This window comes from Demequina sp. NBRC 110052 (assembly GCF_002090075.1).
Classification (GTDB): Bacteria; Actinomycetota; Actinomycetes; order Actinomycetales; family Demequinaceae; genus Demequina.
The window spans coordinates 1,032,048-1,054,070 of the sequence record NZ_BBRI01000002.1 but is presented as its reverse complement, the minus strand read 5'-3'; the positions used below and the strand labels follow the sequence as shown (position 1 = coordinate 1,054,070).

The window sequence follows — 22,023 nt, the reverse complement described above, 5'->3', positions numbered from 1 at the left end:
CGCGTGACCCCGGGTGGGTCGCGCGTCGGCGCGGCTCACCCGGGAGAGGTCACGGCGCGCGTGAGCGCGGCTGCGGCGCGTCGGATCGCTGAGCTCGCGACTGTCGGGTCCATCGCTCGGGCGAGCGGCATCTCCGTGTCATGGATGCCGGCGGCGTCGTCGAGACCCATCGCCGCCACGCTCGCAAGGTCAGCGTCCAGCCTCCCCGCGAGGGCCACCACGCGCTTCGCGCCCGCGCGACGCGCGAGCCTGGCGATCGCCGCAGGTACCTTCCCGTGGGCGGACTGGGCGTCGAGCGCGCCCTCGCCGGTGATGACAAGATCCGCGACCGCGAAAACCCCGGTCATCTGCGCCTCGGCGATGAGGCGCTCGCAGCCGGGTTCGAGGCTGCCGCCGAGCGCGAGCACCGCGGCTCCCAGTCCGCCCGCGGCTCCCGCGCCGGGTGTCGCCGCGACGTCAGCCCCGGCCTCGGCGAGGGCGACCGCCCAGCCGGTCATCGCGATCTCCAGCTCCTCGACCAGCGACGCGTCCGCACCCTTCTGAGGTCCGAACATGCGCGCGGCGCCCGTGGACCCGAGCAGTGGCGACGAGACGTCGGCGAGTCCCGTGAGCGAGACGCCCACCTCGGGAAGCTCGACGCGCACGGGGCGATCCAGCAAGGGATTGCGCGGCGTCGGCTCGCCGTCCGGCCACAACTCGCTGCCGTCGGCGAGCCAGATGCGGGCGCCGAGCGCCCGGAGCATGCCGACGCCGCCGTCGGTCGTGCCCGTGCCTCCCAAGCCGATCAAGAGCTGTCGCGCGCCCGTGGCGGCCGCGACGGCGCGGGCGTGCAGGCCAAGGCCGTGGCTGTGCGCGCGGCGGGCCAGGGCCGTGCTGGGCGTGCCCAGCAGCGGCAGCCCCACCGTCGAGGCCGACTCGATGACAGCCGCGTCGGCCATTTTCACGTGGGGTGCATCCACCGGCCTGCCCAGTAGGTCGCTCGCCGTGGTCACGCCGCGCCGCCCGACTCCAGCGAGCGCCGCAACCGTGCCCTCGCCGCCGTCCGCCACGGGCACCACGGTGACCCTCGCGTCGGGCACGGCCTCCAGCACGCCCTCCCGCGCAGCGTCGTTCGCCTGGCTGCTGGTGAGCGAGCCTTTGAAGGAATCGAGCGCGACGACCACGCGCAATGGCGACTCTTCATCTGAGCGGTGGAACGCGCGCATCTCAGCAGAATGCCGGATGTCGCGTCGCCTCGCCCGCCCACGCCCTCGAGAGCGGGGACTAGGCGTCCCGCCGTCGCAGCAGCACGACACCGTCGATTGCCTCGTGGATCTCTCCGTCGGGACGCCTCACGGTCCGGGCGAGGTCGCCGACGCGGATCTCTTCCCACTGCGGCGCGCCGAGACCGAGGGCGTCGGCCTCCTCGCGCGCGGTCAGGAACGTGCGCTCCCTGACATGCTCGGGCGAGGCCCACGGGGGTGGCGCCGCATGCGTGACGAGCAGCAGATGACCACCCTCCGCCACGGCGCCCGCAGCGCGACGCAGGATCTCGGCGCGTGGCAGCGCCACCGGCGAGTGCAGGAAGGATGAGAGGACGAGGTCGTAGCGCTCGGTGTGCTCCGCGGTCGCGAGGTCGGCAGCCTCGAACGAGGCAGCGAGGCGGCGTTGCGCTGCGACCGCGGTGCCGCGCGCGACGGCCGTCGGTGAGATGTCGATGCCGTGCGCTGTCCAGCCATGCTCGGCGAGCCAGATGACGTCGGCGCCTTCGCCGCAGCCAAGATCGAGCGCCGTGCCGGGTTCCAGGCCACCAGCGATCTCTGCGACCGTGGCGTTGACGTTCCCTGACCAGGCGCGCTCGCTCTCGGCGTATCGCTGCTCCCAGAAGTCGACGGGCGCGACATCCTTCCAGCCGTGCCCGGATGCGACCGCGTGGTCGGTGTCCTCCTCTGCGAGGAAGGCGTTGATCCGTGCACCCGCGACCGAGCCTGAGCCGGCGGCGACCGGCACCGCGGCCATCGGGTCGGCGACGTTGCCTGCCGCCCAGACCCGTGGGTTGCTCGTCGCCCCATCGGGCTGGACTTCGATCGCTCGCCCCGTCGCGGTGTCGACCATCGCGAGGCCGAGCCCGGTCACGCACTCGTGTTGAGGCTCGGGCGCTCCCGCCGCGAACAGCGCGTCGATGGTGTGGCTCGCGCCGTCTGCGGTCACGACCGCGCCGATGTGAGGTGCGGCACCGTCGAGGCGGGCGATCGGTGAGGTCACGATGCGCGTGCCGCGCGCCTCGAGTCGGGCGCGATGCTGCGTCCCGATGATGTCGGGCTCGCTCGCGAACACCGTGATCGCGTCACTCCATTGGCGAAGGATCGTCGCCAGGTGTAGGTGGCGCGGATCTGCGACGAGCACGCCGAGCCGGCGGTCGCGGACCTCCCAGCCGTGGCAGTAGGGGCAGTGCAGCACTGTGCGACCCCACCTCTCGGCGAGACCGGGGATCTCCGGAAGCCTGTCCGCGAGCCCCGTCGAGAGGAGCACAGTGCGGGTCTGGATCTCGCGATCCTCGGTCGTGACGGTGAGCCCCCCTGATCTCTCGGCGACCGCACGCGCGCTACCAGCTTCCACGACAACGCCGTACCCCGTGACCTCGGAGCGCCCGAGCGCGAGCAGTTCGTGAGGCGCGCGCCCATCGTGGCCGAGCACGCCGTGCATGTGATCGGCGAAACGGTTGCGGGGCTGCCCGGAGTCGAGCACGAGGGTGCGTCGCCGTGCCCGGCCGAGCATCAGCGCTGCGCTGAGGCCAGCGACGCCGCCGCCGATGATCACGCAGTCCCACGAGGTGTCTGTCATGCCCACGAGCATGCGGTACGGAGCCGAGGGTGGCAATCTGCTTTGCTGAATGTGCAAAACTGTGTGAATGGACGAGCTGGCTCAGATAAGTGCGAGGCTCCGTGCCGCGCGACAGACCCGAGGATGGACCCTCGAGGATCTCGCGTCCCGCGCGCACATCTCTACCAGCACCCTCTCCCGACTCGAGTCCGGCAAGAGACAGGCGACGCTCGAGCTGCTGCTGCCCCTCACCAGGGAACTCGGCATCCGCATCGACGACCTGGTCCCCTCACAGGACCCCGACCCGCGAGTGCACCGCCGCGAGATCCGGCGCGACGGAGTCACCTTGGTCTCGCTCGCACCGGCGTCCTCACGGTTGCGCGCGTACGAGATCGCCTATGCTCCTGCGGCACAGCCGCCCGCGTCGCGCACCCACGAGGGTCGCGAGTGGCTCTATGTCCTGGACGGCGAACTGCGGCTCATCCTCGGCGACCGAGAGATGTGCCTCATGCCAGGCGAGGCGGCCGAGTTCGACACGCTGGTGCCCCACTCCATGTCGGCGACAGGTTCCCGCGAGGCGCGCATCCTCAGCATCTTCAGCGCCGAGGGTGAACGCCTGCACACTCACGTCGAGGACACCCCCGCCTCCTGATCGCGTCCGCGTCGGCGGACGTGGCGAGGGCCCGCACCTCCTGAGAGATGCGGGCCCTCGTGCGAGCGGGCGGAAGGAGCCGCCTACTCGTTGTCGCCGCCGGTCGCGGCCACGGCGTCCACGGAGGTGTCCACCACTCCGCGGGCGTCGGGCCACACCCAGTCGCGCACCTCAGGGAGGTCCTCTCCGAACTCCCTGGCGTAGCGACGGGCGGCGAGACGCTGGTCGAACAACCGCTGGCGCAGCGCGGCCGCCCTGGTGCCGAGACTCGGCACGTGATCGATGACATCCATGACCAGGTGGAACCGGTCGATGTCGTTGAGCATCGCCATGTCGAACGGCGTGGTCGTGGTGCCCTCCTCCTTGTAGCCGCGCACATGCAGGTTGTTGTGGCCCGTGCGGCGGTACGTGAGGCGGTGGATGAGCCACGGGTAGCCGTGGTACGCCATGATGATCGGCTTGTCCGTGGTGAACAACTGGTCGAACTCGCGGTCCGACATGCCGTGCGGGTGCTCCTTCTCCGGCTGCAGCCGCATGAGGTCCACGACGTTGACGAAGCGCACCTTGAGGTCAGGCAGCTCTTCGCGGATGATGTCCACCGCAGCGAGTGCCTCCATGGTCGGCACGTCGCCGATGCCGGCGATCACGACGTCGGGCTCCTCGCCGTCGGGCACGTTCGAGGCGAACTCCCAGATGCCCGCGCCACGCGTGCAGTGATCCACGGCCTGGTCCATCGTCAGCCACGACGCCTGCGGCTGCTTGCCCGCGATGACCACGTTCACGTAGTCGCGGCTGCGCAGGCAGTGGTCGTACGTGCTGAGCAGCGTGTTCGCGTCGGCGGGCAGGTACACGCGCACCACCTCGGCCTTCTTGTTGACCACGTGGTCGATGAAGCCGGGGTCCTGGTGTGAGAAGCCGTTGTGGTCCTGGCGCCACACGTGGCTGGACAGCAGGTAGTTGAGCGACGGGATGGGCCGGCGCCACGGCAGCTCCTGCGAGACCTTGAGCCACTTGGCGTGCTGGTTGAACATCGAGTCGATGATGTGGATGAAGGCCTCGTATGAGGTCAGCAGGCCGTGGCGGCCCGTCAGCAGGTAGCCCTCGAGCCAGCCCTGGCACTGGTGCTCCGAGAGCATCTCGACGACGCGACCCTCGTGGGCCATGTGCTCGTCGTCGAACTCGGAGCGCGCGTTCCACACCTTGTTCGTGACGTCCAGCACCGCCTGGATGCGGTTCGACGCGAGCTCGTCCGGGGCGAAGATGCGGAAGTTGTCCCTGTTGTGCGTCATGACGCCCTTGAGGTACCCGCCGAGCACCTTGGTCGCCTCGTGCGGGCCGGCTCCCGGGACGGGCACGTCGACCGCGTAGTCGCGGAAGTTCGGCAGCTTGAGGTCCTTCATGAGCAGGCCGCCGTTGGCCTCCGGACGGGCCGACATGCGCAGCTCACCCTCGGGTGCCATCGCGGTGGTCGCGGGCAGGGGAGCGCCGGACTCGTCGAACAGCTCGTCCGGCCCGTAGGACTGGAGCCAGTCCTCGAGCGTGTGCAGGTGCTCGTCGGTGTCGCGTGCGGAACTGAGCGGCACCTGGTGCGCGCGCCACGAGCCCTCGGTGATCTTGCCGTCGATCTTGGGCGGGCACGTCCAGCCCTTGGGGGTACGCATCACGATCATGGGCCACATGGGGCGCTCCATGTTCGGGTTCGCCTTGGCCTCGGCCTTGATTGCGGCGATCTCGTCCATCACCTCGTCGAGCATCGCTGCCATCCGGCGGTGGATCGACTCGTGCGACTCGTCATCGAAGCCGGCGACGAACACGTGGGGCTTGTGTCCGTAGCCCTTCATGAGGTTGTCGAGCTCCTCGTCGGAGATGCGGGCAAGCACGGTCGGGTTCGCGATCTTGTAGCCGTTGAGGTGCAGGATCGGCAGGACCACGCCATCGGTGGCGGGGTTGATGAACTTGTTGGAGTGCCACGACGTCGCGAGCGGGCCCGTCTCGGCCTCGCCGTCGCCCACGACGGCCGCGACCAGCAGGTCGGGGTTGTCGAAGGCCGCGCCGTAGGCGTGGCTCAGCGCGTAGCCGAGCTCGCCGCCCTCGTGGATCGAGCCGGGCGTCTCCGGGGCGACGTGCGACGGGATGCCGCCGGGGAACGAGAACTGCTTGAACAGGCGCTGCAAGCCCGCCTCGTCGTTCGAGATGTCCGGGTAGGTCTCCGTGTAGGTGCCGTCGAGGAAGCTCGATGCGACCAGGCCGGGGCCGCCGTGGCCGGGCCCGATGATGTACATCGTGGGCTGCTGACGCGCCTTGATCATGCGGTTGAGGTGCGCGTAGATGAAGTTCAGACCCGGCGTGGTGCCCCAGTGACCCACGAGGCGCGGCTTCACGTGATCGCGCGTGAGCGGCTGGCGCAGAAGCGGGTTGTCGAGCAGGTAGATCTGCCCGACGGACAGGTAGTTGGTCGCGCGCCACCACCGATCGATGCCGTCGATCTCCTGATCTGTCGCGGCGTCGGCGGTGCGGTGGGACCATGCGTGCTGCGTCATTCGGACCTCCTAGTCGGCGTCCAGCCAGCATTGCACGGTTAACGTTCACATCGCGCGGCGAAGGTCCCAGGTTCACCGTCGCTTCACGCTCTCTTCCGACACTCCGCACGGATCCAGGGTCGACACGCCGGCCTCCCGAGGCCTGGGGCCGGCCCGACGCGGGGTGTCGGTTCAGATTCCGTGCGGAGCGTCAGGGGGGTGTCGACGGGGCGAGCTCGAGTCGCGCGCCCGGCCACCGCTCGCGCAGCCAACGGTCGTGCGACGCGATCACCACCGTGCCCGGGTAGTCGCGCACCGAGTCCTCGAGCGCCGTGATGAGCGCGAGCGACAGGTGGTTGGTCGGCTCGTCGAGCAGGAGGACGTCGGGCGGATCCGCGAGCACGATCGCCAGTGCCAGCCGACGCTGCTGGCCCACGCTCAGGGTCGCCACGGGTCGGTTCTCGTCGCGCCCCGCGAGCAGCCCGAGTGCTGACAGCGGCACGGCCGAGGCGCCCGCGTGGTCCTCGTACGCCTGGCGCGCGGTCAGCGCGGGTCCACGTCTGGCGGGGTCGCCTATACGTGGGTCCTGTGCGAGAAGCCCGACGCGGTGGCCGGGGGCGGAGGACACGGTCCCCGACGTCGGGGCGAGGGCTCCCGCGAGCACCGACAGCAGCGTCGACTTGCCCGAGCCGTTCGCGCCTGTGACGAGCAGGTGCTCGCCGTGTGCGACCGCGAGCGAGGTCGGCGCGAGCCTTCCAGCGAAGGCGACCGCCGACGCGACGAGCGCCGTCCCCGACGCGCGGCGTGGGGCGGTGCGTCGCGCCGCCGCCAGGCCAGCGAAGCGGAGCTCGGAGGGAGGGCGCCGCACCTGGGCCTCCTCGAGTTCCTCAAGCCGTGACCGCGCGTCGTTGACTCGCCGTGACACCACGGCGGCGTTGCGGTCTGCATAGAACTTCTGCGCGGCCCTGCCCTCGGTGCGAGGCTTCCAGTCGACGTGTCCCACCTGATGGTTGTCCCTGACCCCCGCGCGCAGGCGCGCCAACTCGGCCTGCTCGTCGCGGTACTGCCGCTCCCAGCGTTCGCGCATGAGCGCGCGCGCCCCGAGATACTCCGAGAACGAGCCGCCGAACCGGGTGAGGCCCACGCCCGTGCCGGCCCCCGCGTCGGGCACGCGCGAGACGACGGCGTGGGGCAGCGGCGACGGGTCGAGGTCGACGATCGCCGTCGCGACCTCGTCGAGGAAGGCGCGATCGTGACATGCGAGCACCACGGGGCCGTTCCACGCGCGCAGGACCTGTGCGAGATGCGCGGCGGCGGCATCGTCGAGATGGTTCGTGGGTTCGTCGAGCAGGAGCGCATCCGGCTGGGATAGCAGCAGCCACGCGAGGCTGAGCCGCGAGCGTTGGCCCCCGGACAGGCTCCCGGTGGCGCGGTCGCGCGGGATGCTGGCGAGGCCCAGGCCAGCCAGCATCGCGCCGATGCGCGCGTCCACCTCCCATGCGCCCAGCCTCTCGGCCGTCTCGAGCGCCGCTGCATACGCGCTCGCGGCTCCGTCATCTGCAGGCTGCTCGGCCAGCCGCAAGGCGGCGGCGTCGATCGCCTCCACCGCCTGGCGCGCGGGCGCCACGGCGACCTCGAGGGCTGCGGCGACTGTCGCGTCGGGCGCGAACGGGGGCTCCTGGCGCAGCAGGCCGACGCGGGCGACGGCACCTCCGCCGGTCGCGGCTCGCACCAAGCCTGCGTCCGGCTCGAGCTCGCCCGCCATGAGGCGCAGCAGCGTCGACTTGCCGGCGCCGTTCTCACCGATCAGTCCCAGGCGGTCGCCAGCGGCGGCGAGCAGCGACACGTTCGTGAGCACGCGGCGGTCGGGGTACGCGTAGGAGACGCCGTCGACGCGCAGCTGCGTCGCGGACGAGTCCAGGGAAGGGGTGTGCAGGGGTGCCATGGGCGTCCTCGAGGATCGGGACGGTTCCCGCCGGGCGTTCGCCTCGGACGCGGGACGTGCATGGCTCAGTGCTTCACGCCGATCAGGGTAGCAAAGGGCCCGCCCGCGCCCGGGAGAAGGTGGGCGTGAGTGGGCCTCGTGCGGGCTAGTAGGCGGTGCGCACCGCGTTCCGGGCGGCCATCGCCGTGCGCGCCGTCAGTGCCGCGGCAGCCTTGGAGCGCGCCTGCTCCAGCGTGTTGAGCGCGAGCTCGGCGCGCACGTCTGCCAACCCTGCGGCGGACATCGACAGCGACGTCACGCCGAGCCCCACGAGCACCACCGCGAGATCCGGGTCGGCGGCTGCCTCGCCGCACACGCCGAGAGGCTTGCCCGCCGCCGCGCTCGCCTCCCCGAGCCGCTCGATGAGGCGCAGCACTGCCGGATGCCAGGGATCCTGGTAGGACGCCACGGACCCCAGGAGCCTATCGGCCGCCATCGTGTACTGCGTGAGGTCGTTCGTGCCGATGCTGACGAAGTCGGCTGCCGCCACCACCTGCTCCGCCATGAGGGCGATCGACGGCACCTCGGCCATGACGCCTGCGGTGCGCAGCCCGCGTGCGTGGGCGCGGTCGGTGAACTGCTCCGTCTCTGCGGCGTCCGCGACCATGGGCGCCATGACCCAGAGGTCAGCGTCGGAGGCGGCCTGGGCGCGTGCGAGCGCCTCGAGCTGTGCGTCCAGCACCTCGGGGTGAGCGAGCAGGGCCCGCAGGCCACGTCGCCCGAGCGCGGGATTCTCCTCCCCCTGGTCGGTGAGGTAGGGCAGCGGCTTGTCCGAGCCTGCATCGAGCGCACGCACCACCACCTTGCGACCGGCGAAGGGCGCGAGCGCCTCACTGTACGCACGCACCTGCTCGTCCACGGACGGCATCATGGTCGAGTCGAGGAACAGGAACTCCGTCCGGAACAGCCCTACGCCCTCGGCGCCCAGGGCGGCCGCTGGCGCTGACTGCGACGCGGCGCCGATGTTGGCGAGCAGCTGCACGGGAGTGCCGTCCGCCAACGCTCCCGGGGCGAGCGAGCGTGTCGCCTCGAGGCGAGTGCGCTCCCTCTCCATCGCGGACTTGATCGCTTCGTCTCGGGGCTCCACCGTGACCGTCCCGGAAGCGGCGTCCACGAGCACCCTCACGCCCTCGTCGAGTCGCTCTGCGTCGCCAATCGCGACGATCGCAGGCAGGCCCACCGAGCGCGCAAGGATCGCCGTATGGCTCGTGGGTCCGCCTTCGCGGGTCACAAGCGCCTTGACGAGCGCGAGGTCGAGCGTGGCGGTGTCAGCGGGCGCGAGGTCGTCTGAGACGAGCACGAACGGCTCGTGCGAGTCGGGGATTCCAGGCGCCGGCACACCGCGCAAATCCGCGACGATCCGCTGCGCGAGATCCTTCAGGTCCCCCGCGCGCTCGCCGAAGTAGCCGCCCAGCGCAGCGAGCGTCTCCGCGAACTCGTGGAAGGCCTCGTAGGCGGCCCGCTCCCCCGTGCGGCCGGCCCCGATCCTCGCCTCGACGGCCGCGGTGATCGCCGGATCGACTGCCATGCTGGACAGCGCCGTGAGCACCTCGTGCGCCTCGGCTCCCGCCCGTTCGGCCCGAGCCAGCAGGTCGGCGCTGAGCCGTCTCTGCGCTGCGACCACGCGGGCCAGCTCGGCCTCGGCGTCGCCGGCGAACCGCTCCTGCGTCGGCTCTGACAGTGGCGGGGCCATCAGACGGACGCGGGCCGCGGCGACTCCTCGGCCCACTCCGATCCCCTTGATGACGGTGACGGTGCTCAACGTCCGACCTCCTCGATCGACTCGTGCGCGGCAGAGATCACCGCCTCCACGGTGATGCCCAGGTGCTCCATGACCCGTGCTCCTGGGCCCGATACCCCGAAGCTCTCGACGCTCACCACGCGGCCGGCATCGCCCGCATAGCGCCACCACGCGGCGCCGACGCCTGCCTCCACGGCCACGCGCGCGCGCACCGCGCGCGGCAGCACGCTCTCGCGGTAGTCGGAGTCCTGCGCCTCAAACCACTCGACGCACGGCATGGAGACCACTCGCACCGAGTGCCCCTCGGCGGCCAGCGCGCGTGCGGCCTCCACGGCGACGTGCACCTCGGATCCGGTTGCGATGAGCGCGACACCCATGCCATCGCCATGCGTGAGGACCACTCGGCCGCCGCGCGCGGCGTCGCCAGCCTCGGGCAGGCAGGGGAGCGTCTGACGGCTGAGGATGAGCGACACCGGCCCGTCGGGCTCGGCGATGACCCGGCGCCAGACCGCACGCGTCTCCGCGGCGTCGGCTGGCCGCACGACGCTCATGCCTGGCACGGTGCGCAGCGACGCCACCTGCTCGATCGGCTGGTGGGTGGGACCGTCCTCGCCCACAGCCACGGAGTCATGGGTGAACACCATGATCGTCGGGAGCTCCATGAGCGCCGCGAGCCTCAAGGCGGGACGCATGTAGTCGGAGAACGCGAGGTAGGTGGACGCGTAGGGCCGCCACAGGCCGTGCAGCGCCACGCCGGAGGCGAAGGCGGCCATCGCATGCTCGCGGATGCCGAAGGCGACGGAGGAGCCCCCGTAGCAGGTGGGCCCGAAGGTCTCTCCCGGCACGGCGACGGAGGTGGAGCCTGCGAGATCGGCGGAGCCGCCCCACAGCGGGACGGCCGCGTGCACGGCCGTCAGCACCTCGCCCGAGGCGGTGCGGGTCGCGACGTCAGCGACCGGCGGCAGGGCGTCGATCGCTGCGAGCGCGGCGGTGACCTGCGCAGTCGAGTCGTGCATGGCGCGCCGCCGCGAGAGGAGATCGGGTCGCTCGGCGTCCCTCGCGGCGAGCGCTGCGTCCCACTCGCCGCGGAGGGCCCTGCCTCGTGCGGCGGCCCGCAGCGTGTGCTCACGCACGTCGTCTGTCACGAGCGACGCGAGCGTCGCGTCGGCGGGGTAGCCGAGCGCGGCCATGGTGTCGCTGAACTCCTGCGCGCCGAATGCTCCGGCGTGCGCGGCGGAGGTGCCGCGCCGATGGGGCGCGGGGAATCCGATGTCGCTCCGCGCTGCCACGAGCGTCGGGCGTCCGGTGCGAGCCGCCGCCTCGGTGAGGACGTCGTGAACGGCATCGAGATCCTCGACGTCGTCGATCTCGAGGACGCGCCAGCCGTAGGCCCGGTAGCGCGCACGGACGTCCTCGCTGAAGGCCACCGACGTGGGTCCGTCGATCGTAATCCCGTTGTCGTCCCAGATCAGGACCAGGTTATCTAGTCCGAGGGCTCCGGCGAGGCTCGAGGCCTCTGCCGAGACGCCCTCCTGCAGGCAGCCGTCGCCCGCGAGAACCCAGATCGTGGGGTCGAACATCGGCTCAGCGTCCCCGTCGAGCGCCTCGCTTGCGTGGCGCGACGCCGCCGCGACGCCCACGGCGGAGGCGACGCCCTGCCCGAGAGGCCCGGTGCTCATCTCGACGCCTGGCGTGACGTCGATCTCGGGGTGCCCGGGCGTGCGGCTCCCGAACTGGCGGGCGCTGCCGATCTCGTCGAGCCCCAGGTCGTAGCCGGTGAGGTGGAGCTGGATGTACAGCAGCAGGCTCGCGTGGCCGGCAGAGAGGATGAACCTGTCCCGGCCCTGCCATGAAGGGTCGCTCGGGTCGTGGCGGAGCACGTGCTGGAAGAGGACGTGGGCGAGAGGGGCGGCACCCATCGCCGTCCCGGCGTGGCCGTGGCCTTTGCCCTCGACGACCGTGAGCGCGATCGCGCGAGCGGCCGCGACGGCACGGTCGTCGTCGTGAGAGCGAGCGGTCGTCGAATCGTGGTGAATCATCGTTGAATCTGCCATGCGTGCACTTTAGAATGCTCGTAGACAAAAGACAACCACCCCGTGTGCCGACGGTGACGCTGGCTCGCGGGGGCACGGCGGTCCTACACTAGGGCGCTTCACGCCGCGTGCTGCGAGAGCGACAGGCCCGACGCAGGGCCGCGTCGAGGACCGGAGGAGAGATCATGGCGAGCAAGGTTTCCTGGCCCACGGGCCCCGGGGTGCTGCTCGACACGATCCGCTCGGGCGGGTCGTGGACCCGGGGCCAGCTCCTCGACGAGCTCGGCTGGTCGCGGTCGACCCTCGGCAAGCGACTCGAGGACCTCACTGCCACCGGGCTGATCTGCCGCGTGGGCCAGCAGGACTCAACGGGCGGGCGTCCGGCGGACGCGATTGCGCTGGACCGGAGTGCGGGCGTGGTGCTCGGAATCGACATCGGCGTCTCGCACAGCCGCCTCGCGATCGCCGACCTGGGTGGTGAGATCCTCGCGGAGGATGAGGCCGACGTGCTCGTCGGCGCGGGCCCGGACGAGGTGTTCGACTGGGCGATCCAGTGCTTCGACTTCATGCTCGACCAGCTGGGGCGCACCCGCGCCGACGTGCTCGCGATCGGCATCGGCGTGCCCGACTCCGCGGATCCTGATACAGGCACCGTGGTCAACCCCGTCATGATGCCCAACTGGGAGGGCACGGTCGTCTCCGACATGGTGCGTCCCGCATATCCCGAGGCAGTGGTGGCCGTCGAGCGCGACGTCAGCATCATGGCGATGGCCGAGCAGCGGGCGTCGTGGCCCACCGCCTCGAACCTCATGCTCGCGAAGATCACGAGCAACCTCGGCTGCGGATTCATCATCGGCGGCCAGATCTACTCGGGGATGCACGGCGGCGCGGGCCAGCTGGGTCAGCTCCGGCTCGGAGGGCGCGCGGACGCACCCCGGCTCGGCGATGTCGCCGCGGGCTGGCCCATCCAGCGCGATCTCGTGCTGAGGGGTGAGCGCGTGCGCACGACGGCCGACATCGTGGCCCTCGCGCGCCGCGGAGACGAGATGACGATCGCGCGGCTGCGCGAGGCCGCGCTCGCGGTCGCGCCGTCGCTGATCGATGCCGCGATCCTGTTCGGCCCTTCGGTGCTCGTGCTCGCGGGGACGCTCGTGGAGGCGGAGGCGGAGGTGGTGGAGCCGATCGTGGAGCTCTTCCGTGAGCGCGAGGCCGACTTCGTCGGAGGGCTTCCTACGCTCGCCGTCACGACCCTCGGTCGCCGTGCCGGCGTCGTGGGCGCCGTCGTCGTGGGGCTCAACGCGATGTTCGAGCCCGACCGCGCCGACCGCCTCGTCGCACGACGCCTGAAGGTGGCGACCATGCGCGAGGAGATCGCCGACCCGACTTTGGCGTAGGGCTAGACAAAAGTCGTTCGACCCTCTTATGCTGACTCTCGCCGGCACGACCGCGTGTCGGTGCGAGATGACGAGAGGTGTCAACGTTGACGTCTGCACTGGCCACAGCGCTGCCGATCGAGGCCGTCCGCGTCGGAGTCGACGCGTCGTCCTGGCGGGAGGCTCTCATCGCCGCGGGTGAGCTGCTCGAGAGCTCGGGATGCGTCACATCCGAGTACACCGAGCAGATGGTCGCCGCGGTCGAGTCGCTCGGCCCGTACATCGTCGTGGCCCCTGGCATCGCCCTGGGCCACGCTCGCCCTGGTCCCGCAGTGCTGAAGACGGGGCTCAGCCTCGCCGTCCTCGCTGCACCTGTCGAGTTCGGCCACGACTCCAACGACCCGGTCCGCCTGGTCCTGGGGCTGTCGGCGGTCGACCACGACTCGCACGTCGGTCTGATGGCGCAGCTGGCAGGTCTGCTGGCCGAGAGGGCCGTCGTGGAAAGCCTCACGAGCGCCTCGACGGCGAGTGCCGCGCGAGCCATTCTGGTGGGTTCCTGACGGCAGCCACGGCGCGCCCCGCGCCGTCCCGGCCGTCCAATCAGAGAGGGAAGAGACATGAAGATCGTCGCAGTGTGCGGCATGGGCATCGGCACCTCGGTGCTGCTCAAGATGAACACCGAGAAGGTGCTCGATCAGCTCGGCGTCGACGGCCAGGTCGAGGCGGCGGACATCTCCGCAGCCCGAGGCTCCGCCTCGGACGCCAACCTTGTCCTCACGTCGGCGGAGCTCGCCGAGGAGCTCGGCCCGGTCGATGCGGAGGTCGTCGTGATCGACAACTTCTTCGACATGGAGGAGATCACCGCGAAGCTGAAGGCTCACGTCGAGGGCTAGCACCACCCCTGGCAGTACCCCCATCACTCACAGTCAAAGGAGACATGACATATGGATGCCGTCGTCAGCGTCCTCGAATTCATCGGGGCCGAGATACTCAACGTTCCCGCCTATCTAATTGGAATCTTCGCCGCGATTGGTCTGATTGCGCTCAAGAAGAACTCCGGCCAGGTCATCGGCGGAGCCATCAAGGCCGCGATGGGCTACCTGATCCTCGGCGCGGGCGCCGCAGTGGTGGTCGCCTCGCTAGCCCCGCTCGGTGAACTGATCCTCGGCGTCACAGGCTCGGAGGGCGTGGTCCCCACCAACGAGGTCATCACCGCCATCGCCGCCGAGCAGTACGGCGCCAACGCCGCGTACGTGCTCATGCTCGGGTTCATCGTCATGCTGTTGCTGGCGCGCTTCACCCCGCTCAAGTACGTGTTCCTCACCGGCCACCACCTCGTGTTCATGTCGGTGATGATCGTCTTCGTGCTCTCGATCGGGTTCGGCGAGGGTAGCGGATGGCTCGTTGTCATCCTCGGATCGCTGCTCTTCGGCATCGTGCTCGTGGCCGTCCCGGCGTTCGTGACGCCCTGGGTCAGCCGCATCACGGGTAACGACTCCGTTACCATCGGTCACTTCGGCACGGCGGGCTACATCGCCTCCGGCGCCGTCGGAGCCGCGGTAGGCAAGAAGTCCCGCTCCACCGAGGACATCGACTTCCCCCAGGGGCTGCGGTTCCTCCGCGACTCGATGGTCTCGACCACGATCCTCATGGTGCTCATCTACATGGTGTTCGGCGTCTGGGCCGCCATTGCGATGCCGCACGACGAGTTCATCGGCATCATGGGCTCCGCTTCCACCCCGAGCGCGCTCATGGCGTGCTTCGCGCAGGGCCTCCAGTTTGGCATCGGCGTGGCGATCATCCTCTACGGTGTGCGCATCATGCTGGGCGAGATCGTCCCGGCCTTCCAGGGCATCGCGGAGAAGGTCGTGCCAGGCGCGAAGCCGGCGCTCGACATCCCGATCGTGTTCCCCTACGCCCAGAACGCCGTGCTCATCGGCTTCATCGCGTCGTTCATCGGCGGTCTGGTCAGCCTCGGCGTCATCGGCGCGTGGCTCGGCCCGGCCTTCGGCGTAGCGCTGATCCTGCCAGGCATGGTCCCCCACTTCTTCACGGGTGGTGGTGCCGGAGTGTTCGGCAACGCGACCGGTGGACGCATGGGCGCCATCTGGGGCGGATTCACCAACGGCGTCCTCATCACGTTCCTGCCCGCTGCCGCGCTCGCCATCATCGACCGCCTGTCCGAGGTCTCCGGCATAGACGCGATCAAGGGATCGACCTTCGGCGATGCGGACTTCGGCTGGCTGTCGATCCTGCTCGGCGGCTCGATCCTCGTGGGCAACCACCTGCTCTCGGTCCTCCTGATCCTGCTCATCGGCGCCGCGCTGCTCGTGGGTGCGTGGGTGTTCCAGGTCAAGGCGATCGACAAGGGTTGGCTGCCTGCCCGTGAGCACGCCACGTGGCGCGCCGAGGTGGAGGCTGCTGACAAGGCAGAGAAAGCCGCGGCAGCAGAACGAGCCAAGGCCGAGAAGGCCTAGCTTCCACCTGCTTGCCCCTCCGGGGTCGGCCCGTGGCGACGTCGTGGGCCGACCCCTTCCTCTTCGCGGTGGTCTGCACCGCACCCGACTCAGGAGGTTCTTATGCCCGTCGCCACCCGCACTCTCACCATCGAGGCTCCCGAGGGCCTCCACGCGCGCCCCGCGACCGCGTTCGCGAAGGCAGCGACCGAGAGCGGCGCCAAGGTGACCGTCGCCGCAGGCGAACGCCCCGCTGTCAACGCCTCCAGCGTGCTCATGATCATGGCGCTCGGCGTGAAGAAGGGCGACGTCGTCACCCTCACGGTCGACGGCGCGGACCCGGAGGTGCTGGCGGACCGCCTCTCCGGAGTCCTGCTCGAGCACTGAGCCGATCCGCGCTGGCGCAGGTCAGCCGAGCTGCTCGGACAGTTCCAGCCAGCGCTCCTCGAGCTCAGCGTTCTCGGCCTCGAGCTCCTTGATCTGCTCGTTGAGCTTCGCCAGGCCCGCGAAGTCCGTCTGATCGTGCAGCAGCATCTCGTGGTGCACGCCCTCGGTGAGCTCGGTGATCTTCGCCATCCGCCGCTCGACGCTCTGCAGTTCCTTCTCCACCGCGCGCCGCTGCGCACCCTCGAGCGCGGGCACCGGGGTCGCCGCCGCGTCGGGCATGCCCGACGCCTGCGCTGGGCTGGGTGCGGAACTTGCCCCTGCGTCGGGCCCGAACGTGCCGATGCCGCCGGCGCCGGAGCGTCGGGCGCGCTGGAGCGCGACATACTCGTCGACGCCTCCGGGAAGGTGGCGCAGGCTGCCGTCCAGCACCGCGTACTGCTGGTCCGTGACACGCTCCATCAGGTACCGGTCGTGGCTCACCACAATGAGCGTGCCCGGCCACGAGTCGAGCAGATCCTCGAGCGCGGCGAGCATGTCCGTGTCGAGATCGTTGGTGGGCTCGTCGAGCACGAGCACGTTCGGCTCGGCCAGGAGCACCACGAGCAGCTGCAGACGCCGACGCTGACCGCCCGAGAGCCGCTTGACCTGGGTCTTCAACTGGGCCGAGGTGAAGCCGAGCCGCTCGAGCAGCTGCGTGGGCGTCATCTCAGAGCCGTCGGCGAGCGAGATCGACGAGTACTGCTTGACGAGCGCAGAGACCCGCTCCTCGGCGTGGTTCTCGAGCTCGGCGAGCTGCTGGCTGAGCGTGGCGACGCGCACCGTCATGCCGCGCTTCACTCGGCCCGAGGTGGGGTCGAGCTCACCGGTGATGAGCTTCAGCAGAGTCGACTTGCCTGCGCCGTTCTCGCCCAGGATCCCCGTGCGCTCTCCCGGCCCGATGTTCCAGTCGATCTCGCGCAGGACCTCCTTGGCCTGCGCGCCCTCGCCATACGTGACGCCCACGCGGACCAGGTTGACGACGTCCTTTCCCAGGCGCGAGGCGGCCATGCGATGCAGCTGAATCGAGTCGCGGATCGGTGGCACGTCCGCGATCAGGGCGTTCGCGGCGTCGATCCTGAACTTCGGCTTGGACGTGCGTGCGGGGGCTCCGCGGCGAAGCCACGCGAGCTCCTTGCGCATGAGGTTCTGACGCTTCTGCTCCGTCGCGGCGGCGATGCGGTCGCGCTCGACGCGCTGCAGCACGTACGCCGCGTAGCCGCCCTCGAACGGGTCCACGATCCCATCGTGGACCTCCCACGTGCGGTTGGTGACCTCGTCGAGGAACCAGCGGTCGTGCGTGACGACGAGAAGCGCGCCGCGGTTGCCACCCCAGCGTCGCTTCAGATGCTCCGCGAGCCACACCACGCCGTCCACGTCCAGATGGTTCGTCGGCTCGTCGAGGAAGATCGCGTCGTGCTCACCGACCAGCACCTGCGCGAGCGCGACCCGTCGCTGCTGGCCTCCCGAGAGATCCGCGACGAGCGCGTCGGCGTCGAGGTCAGGAACCAGTCCGGACATCACGTCGCGGATGCGGGGGTCAGATGCCCACTCGTGTTCGTCCGCATCGCCCACGATCGCGTGCAGCACGGTCTGATCCTCGTCGACGTGATCCGACTGGTCGAGCACGGCCAGCGTTGTGCCCCTCGCGCGCGTCACACGACCGTCGTTCGGCTCCACACGCCCCGCGAGCACCTTCATCAGCGTCGACTTGCCGGCACCATTCGCACCCACGATGCCGATGCGGTCGCCGTCCTCGAGCCCCACCGTCACGCCCGCGAGGACGGGTCCGGTGCCGAAGTCGAGTTGAAGCGCTTCTGCGCCAAGGAGGTGAGCCACCCGACAAGGGTAGTCGCGGCCCGCGCCAGCTCACGCCGACCGGAACTCCGGCGAGCGTGGCCTCGGGGTCCGCTACTGTCAGGGCAGAGGCGGCTCGACGAGGAGGTGCGGCGACGTGGACATCAGGCAGCTCGAGTTCTTCATTGCTGTCGCCCGCGAGGAGAACTTCACGCGCGCCGCGGAGACCGTGTACGTCACCCAGTCCGGGCTGTCCGCATCGATTCGCGCATTGGAACGCGACCTAGGAGTGCAGCTCTTCGATCGAGGCTCGTATGGTGCTCGGCTCACGAGAAGTGGGGAGATCTTCCTTCCGCGCGCGCGGCGCATCCTCGAGGACGCACGGGCCGTGCGACAGGAGCTCGTGGACGATGAGGGCAACTTTCCGCGTGTAGTGCGTGTGGGGTCTGAGCAATGCCTCGGCGACCTCGTCGACGTCGTAGATCTGCTTGCCGCGTTCCGCGCGTCGGGACCAGGCGTCGACGTGTCGTACGTGCAGGCGGGCTCCGAGGAGCTGCGTGCTCACCTGAGCGCAGCAGAGCTGGATCTTGCGATCATCGCGCGGCGTGGTGCGAGCGAGGCAAGCGAGGGCGAGAGGCCGTCACTGCTCAGACGCGAGCCGTTCCTGCTTGTCGCACCGGCGGATCACGCGCTATCCGCACTCGCCGAGGTCAGCTGGTCGGAGGCTGTGGCGAGCGCCGAGTTCGTGGACTTCCAGCCCGCGTGGACGGTGCGCAGGATTCTGGACGCCGCGACCCGCGAACGCGGGCTGCAACGGCGTAGCGCCGTCTCCGTGGACGATGTTCACATGCTCCTCGAGATGGTCGAGCGAGGATTCGGTGTGGCCGCGCTCCCGCGCTCACTCGCGTTCAAGGACGCCGCTGCTGGGCTGAGCAAGATCGCCTTGAGCGATCCCGACATTGCGTGGGAGGTCCACGTCGAGGTCGCCCCTGAGGCCGACAACACGGCGCGCGGCCTGCAGGCGATGCTGCTGCCTGACGCGCTGCTGCGACGCGAGCGGCACTCACTCGCCTCACTCGAGGTCGCGGACTGACGGATCGTCCACCACACTTCCTTGTGGTGGCGTCAACGCATTGTTGTTGGCGCGGCGTTCGCGGTCGCTCTAGCGTCGTAGGCATGGCAATGATGCATGCGAACCAGCTCTTCACCCCCGGTCCGATCGGATCAGACCCACTCACATGGACCGAGAAGGAGCGGCCGGAGGCCGGGCCGGGGCAGCTCCTCATCGAGGTGGTCGCTTGCGGCGTGTGTCGCTCGAACCTTCACATGATCGAGGGGGACTGGGTCGATGGCGGCGTGCCCGCGATCAGTCCTATCGTCCCTGGACATGAGGTCACCGGGCGGGTCGCCGCGGTGGGCGACGGAGTGCAGGGATTCGCCATCGGCGACCCCGTGGGTGTCCAGCCGCTGTACTGGGCGTGCGGCGACTGCGAGTTCTGCGCTTCGGATCGCGAGCAGTTGTGTCACCAGCGCGTCATTACGGGCGAGCACGTGGACGGAGGCTACGGCGAGTTCATGCTCTCGTGGGCTGACTACACGTTCCATGTCCCCGTGGCCCTCGATCTCGTGGATGCTGCTCCGCTGTTCTGCCCTGGAATCACGTCGTATGGAGTCATCGACAAGATCGACCTGGGCCCAGGGCAGGTCGTCGCGATCTTCGGGCTCGGCGGCGTGGGACATATGGCGCTCCAGATGGCCGTCGCGACCGGCGCTGAGGTGATCGCCGTCGGACGCACGCGCGCTCACCTGGACGTCGCGCTCGAGCTCGGGGCGGCGAAGGTCGTCGACTCGACCGATGCAGCGGAACTCGCGGCGATCGAGGACTCTGCGGACGTGGTGCTCACCTTTGCAGGATCGGACGAGGTGACGAGGCAGGCGATGAGCACCCTCAAGTGGGGCGGAACTCTGGTGAGCGCGGTGCCCCTCAACGTCGAGGAGTTTCACTTCAACAAGCAGCAGACGATCAAGGGGTCGATTCTGGGCAATCGAGAGCAGATGAACGCCGTACTTGCAATGGCGGCTGAGGGCCGCATCCGGACCGTGGTCGAGAGGTTCCCGATGCAGGATGCGACTACCGCGCTCGCACGCCTCGCCGCAGGAGATCTGCGTTCGCGCGCGGTGCTCTTCAACCCTGGTGCGGTGGAGTAGGCCTGCTCAAACTCTGCGCTGACTGCGCCAGCCGGCGCCGATGGGCGGTTCTCAGCTGGTGCGGATGATCGGAACTGGGAATTGGGCGGCCCGGATCGGATCGAGGTAGAGGTCGGTGATGCCGGCGCTGAAGGCGTCGCAGTCGAAGACCCTGAACAGAGCCTCGCGGCCGAACTTCGAACTGTCGGCAACGAAGAACGCTTCGTCTGCGATGCTCCGCATCACCCGCTTGACCTCGAGTTCGTAGCTCGAGGTGTTGAAGATTCCGCTCTCGGAGACGCTGTCCGCGCCGAACACCGCAACGTTGACCCGAAGGTTCTGCAGCTGCTGAACCGAGGTCGGTCCCCACATCGTGTATACGTTCGGTAACAATTCTCCGCCGATGAAGACGAGGTGCGCGTTCTGTCGCTCGGCGATCGTCGCGCCGATCAGGAGGTCGTTCGTGACCACGGTGAGCTGCCGGGCGGTCAGGTGCTTGGCGACCTCGAGGGTCGTGGAGCCCGAGTCGAGCAGCACCGTCTGGTGATCCAGGATGCGGTGCGCCATCGCCTTGCCGATCGCCTCCTTCTCGGCTCTGTGTAGCGTCTGCTTGAGGTCGAAAGGGGCATCTGCCTGGCCAATCGGCAGCGCGCCACCGTGCGTGCGCTGGACGAGCTCGCGCTCCTCGAGTTCGATGAGGTTGCGCCGGATGGTCGACTCCGTCACGCCGAAGTGGCGCGCGAGGTCAGATACCGACTGGAAACCCCGGTCGAGCAGCAGCTCGACGATCTGTGCCTGTCGCGACATTGCGGCATCACCTCCCCTATGCGAATCAGTGTAGCCCGACATGCGCAAACGAAGCGCGCGTTTGTGCGCACTATCTGTCAAAGTGCGCGCATCCGCTGCGCGATAACGATTGACAGATGTGCGGACCCGGGCCTATGGTCCCAATACCACTGCTGCTTCGACGGAGAAGCGAGGCACAGGGTGCTCGATCACAAGGGAGTGAACACATGAAGCACAAGAGACTCGCCGGTGGACTTGTCGCCAGCGCCCTGACCATGGCGCTCGTCGGATGCTCGTCGGTCAGCGAAGGAGACCCTGCCACCTCGGATGCGGGCAGCGGCTCCGCCGGTGACGATGGCGCCTACGTTGTCGTCGTGAAGGCCACCGGAATCGGCTGGTTCGACCGCATGGAGGTCGGCGTCGACGAGTGGGCGTCTGAGATGTCCATCGACGCACGCCAGGAGGGACCGGCGGAGGCGACCAACGAAGGACAGGTTTCCATCATTCAGGACCTCATCGCGCAGAGCCCCGTCGCCATCTCGGTCGTCCCGAACGACCTCGCCGGGCTCGAGAGCGTGCTGCAGCAGGCGCGTGACGCCGGCATCATCGTCGTCACCCACGAGGCCGCTGGCATCGAGAACGCCGACATCGACATCGAGGCGTTCGAGAACACCGCTTACGGTGCCCAGATCATGGAGAACCTCGCGCAGTGCATGGCTGAGGAAGGTGAGTACGTCCAGTTCGTGGGCCGTCTCACCAACGGCTCGCACTCCGAGTGGGTCTCGGGTGCGCACGATCTTCAGACGGCGGACTACCCGGGCATGACTCGGGTGGAGGATCCGATCGAGTCGGAGGAGAACGAGGAGGTCGCCTACAACAAGGCCAAGGAGATCCTCGCCAAGTACCCGGACATCAAGGGCTTCCAAGGCTCGGCAGGCACCGACGTCGTCGGTATCGCGCGCGCGGTTGAGGAAGCGGGCAAGGCCGACTCGGTCTGCGTGATGGGAACCTCCATCCCCTCGGTTGCCGGCTCCTACCTCGACTCCGGGGCCATCGACAAGATCTTCTTCTGGGACCCGGCCCTCGCAGGCAAGGCCCAGCTCGCGATCGCGAGGATCCTTGCGGACGGCGGAACGATCTCTGAGGGCACCGACCTCGGTGTCCCCGGCTACGAGTCGCTCGTGCAGCTCGACGGCTACGACAACGTGTACGCAGGTAACGCAGGCGTCGCCGTCGACCTGTCGAACGTCGCCGACTACGACTTCTAGCA

17 protein-coding genes are annotated in these 22,023 nt (G+C 69.4%); 9 read left to right on the top strand and 8 right to left on the bottom strand.

What is annotated here, in order from left to right:
• Positions 1-35 precede the first annotated feature (35 nt).
• Positions 36-1,205 (bottom strand): glycerate kinase, encoded by a 1,170-nt coding sequence (locus B7K21_RS05035; protein ID WP_084074104.1) that lies wholly within the window; start codon positions 1,203-1,205, stop codon positions 36-38.
• 58 nt (positions 1,206-1,263) lie between these two features.
• Positions 1,264-2,823 carry an FAD-dependent oxidoreductase gene (locus tag B7K21_RS12810; protein ID WP_084074817.1) on the bottom strand — a complete coding sequence of 520 codons (1,560 nt, stop codon included), beginning with the start codon at positions 2,821-2,823 and terminating at the stop codon, positions 1,264-1,266.
• Between the two features lie 67 nt (positions 2,824-2,890).
• Between B7K21_RS12810 and B7K21_RS05025 the strand changes: the two genes are divergently transcribed.
• The gene (locus tag B7K21_RS05025; RefSeq protein ID WP_084074103.1) at positions 2,891-3,454 is read left to right on the top strand and encodes a helix-turn-helix domain-containing protein; all 564 of its coding nucleotides are present in this window, start codon (positions 2,891-2,893) and stop codon (positions 3,452-3,454) included.
• Between the two features lie 83 nt (positions 3,455-3,537).
• Here B7K21_RS05025 and B7K21_RS05020 read toward each other — a convergent pair whose 3' ends face one another.
• The 4 genes from B7K21_RS05020 to B7K21_RS05005 all read right to left on the bottom strand — a co-directional run bounded on the left by B7K21_RS05020 (position 3,538) and on the right by B7K21_RS05005 (position 11,752).
• Positions 3,538-5,994, bottom strand: a complete 2,457-nt coding sequence (locus tag B7K21_RS05020; protein WP_084074102.1) for a phosphoketolase — start codon at positions 5,992-5,994, stop codon at positions 3,538-3,540.
• Between the two features lie 190 nt (positions 5,995-6,184).
• Positions 6,185-7,918: an ABC-F family ATP-binding cassette domain-containing protein gene (locus B7K21_RS05015; RefSeq protein WP_084074101.1), complete on the bottom strand. Its 1,734-nt coding sequence runs from the start codon at positions 7,916-7,918 to the stop codon at positions 6,185-6,187.
• Positions 7,919-8,063: 145 nt separating this feature from the next.
• Entirely contained in the window at positions 8,064-9,719 is a 1,656-nt protein-coding gene (ptsP, locus tag B7K21_RS05010; protein WP_084074100.1) for a phosphoenolpyruvate--protein phosphotransferase, read from the bottom strand.
• Positions 9,716-11,752, bottom strand: coding sequence for a transketolase (locus tag B7K21_RS05005; RefSeq protein ID WP_234989186.1), 2,037 nt, complete (start codon positions 11,750-11,752; stop codon positions 9,716-9,718). The genes ptsP and B7K21_RS05005 overlap by 4 nt, the downstream gene beginning before the upstream one ends.
• Positions 11,753-11,916: 164 nt before the next feature.
• On the opposite strand from B7K21_RS05005, the gene B7K21_RS05000 reads away from it, so the two are divergent.
• The 5 genes from B7K21_RS05000 to B7K21_RS04980 all read left to right on the top strand — a co-directional run bounded on the left by B7K21_RS05000 (position 11,917) and on the right by B7K21_RS04980 (position 15,947).
• On the top strand, positions 11,917-13,125 hold the full coding sequence (locus tag B7K21_RS05000) for an ROK family transcriptional regulator (protein ID WP_084074098.1): 1,209 nt from the start codon (positions 11,917-11,919) through the stop codon (positions 13,123-13,125).
• A gap of 86 nt (positions 13,126-13,211) precedes the next feature.
• Positions 13,212-13,664, top strand: a complete 453-nt coding sequence (locus B7K21_RS04995) for a PTS sugar transporter subunit IIA (RefSeq protein WP_084074097.1) — start codon at positions 13,212-13,214, stop codon at positions 13,662-13,664.
• A gap of 57 nt (positions 13,665-13,721) precedes the next feature.
• On the top strand, positions 13,722-13,997 hold the full coding sequence (locus B7K21_RS04990) for a PTS sugar transporter subunit IIB (protein WP_084074096.1): 276 nt from the start codon (positions 13,722-13,724) through the stop codon (positions 13,995-13,997).
• Between the two features lie 51 nt (positions 13,998-14,048).
• The gene (locus B7K21_RS04985; RefSeq protein ID WP_084074095.1) at positions 14,049-15,581 is read left to right on the top strand and encodes a PTS ascorbate transporter subunit IIC; all 1,533 of its coding nucleotides are present in this window, start codon (positions 14,049-14,051) and stop codon (positions 15,579-15,581) included.
• A gap of 102 nt (positions 15,582-15,683) precedes the next feature.
• Positions 15,684-15,947 (top strand): HPr family phosphocarrier protein, encoded by a 264-nt coding sequence (locus B7K21_RS04980; protein ID WP_084074094.1) that lies wholly within the window; start codon positions 15,684-15,686, stop codon positions 15,945-15,947.
• Positions 15,948-15,968: 21 nt separating this feature from the next.
• Here B7K21_RS04980 and B7K21_RS04975 read toward each other — a convergent pair whose 3' ends face one another.
• Positions 15,969-17,822 carry an ABC-F family ATP-binding cassette domain-containing protein gene (locus B7K21_RS04975; protein WP_084074093.1) on the bottom strand — a complete coding sequence of 618 codons (1,854 nt, stop codon included), beginning with the start codon at positions 17,820-17,822 and terminating at the stop codon, positions 15,969-15,971.
• Between the two features lie 115 nt (positions 17,823-17,937).
• Between B7K21_RS04975 and B7K21_RS04970 the strand changes: the two genes are divergently transcribed.
• Together B7K21_RS04970 and B7K21_RS04965 are read left to right on the top strand one after the other, a co-directional pair.
• On the top strand, positions 17,938-18,873 hold the full coding sequence (locus B7K21_RS04970) for a LysR family transcriptional regulator (RefSeq protein ID WP_084074092.1): 936 nt from the start codon (positions 17,938-17,940) through the stop codon (positions 18,871-18,873).
• A gap of 83 nt (positions 18,874-18,956) precedes the next feature.
• Positions 18,957-19,988 (top strand): alcohol dehydrogenase catalytic domain-containing protein, encoded by a 1,032-nt coding sequence (locus B7K21_RS04965; protein ID WP_084074091.1) that lies wholly within the window; start codon positions 18,957-18,959, stop codon positions 19,986-19,988.
• A gap of 51 nt (positions 19,989-20,039) precedes the next feature.
• Here the strand turns inward: B7K21_RS04965 and B7K21_RS04960 are convergent, their stop codons facing one another.
• Positions 20,040-20,774, bottom strand: coding sequence for a DeoR/GlpR family DNA-binding transcription regulator (locus B7K21_RS04960; RefSeq protein ID WP_084074090.1), 735 nt, complete (start codon positions 20,772-20,774; stop codon positions 20,040-20,042).
• A gap of 206 nt (positions 20,775-20,980) precedes the next feature.
• On the opposite strand from B7K21_RS04960, the gene B7K21_RS04955 reads away from it, so the two are divergent.
• Positions 20,981-22,021: a substrate-binding domain-containing protein gene (locus B7K21_RS04955; protein WP_084074089.1), complete on the top strand. Its 1,041-nt coding sequence runs from the start codon at positions 20,981-20,983 to the stop codon at positions 22,019-22,021.
• Positions 22,022-22,023 lie beyond the last annotated feature (2 nt).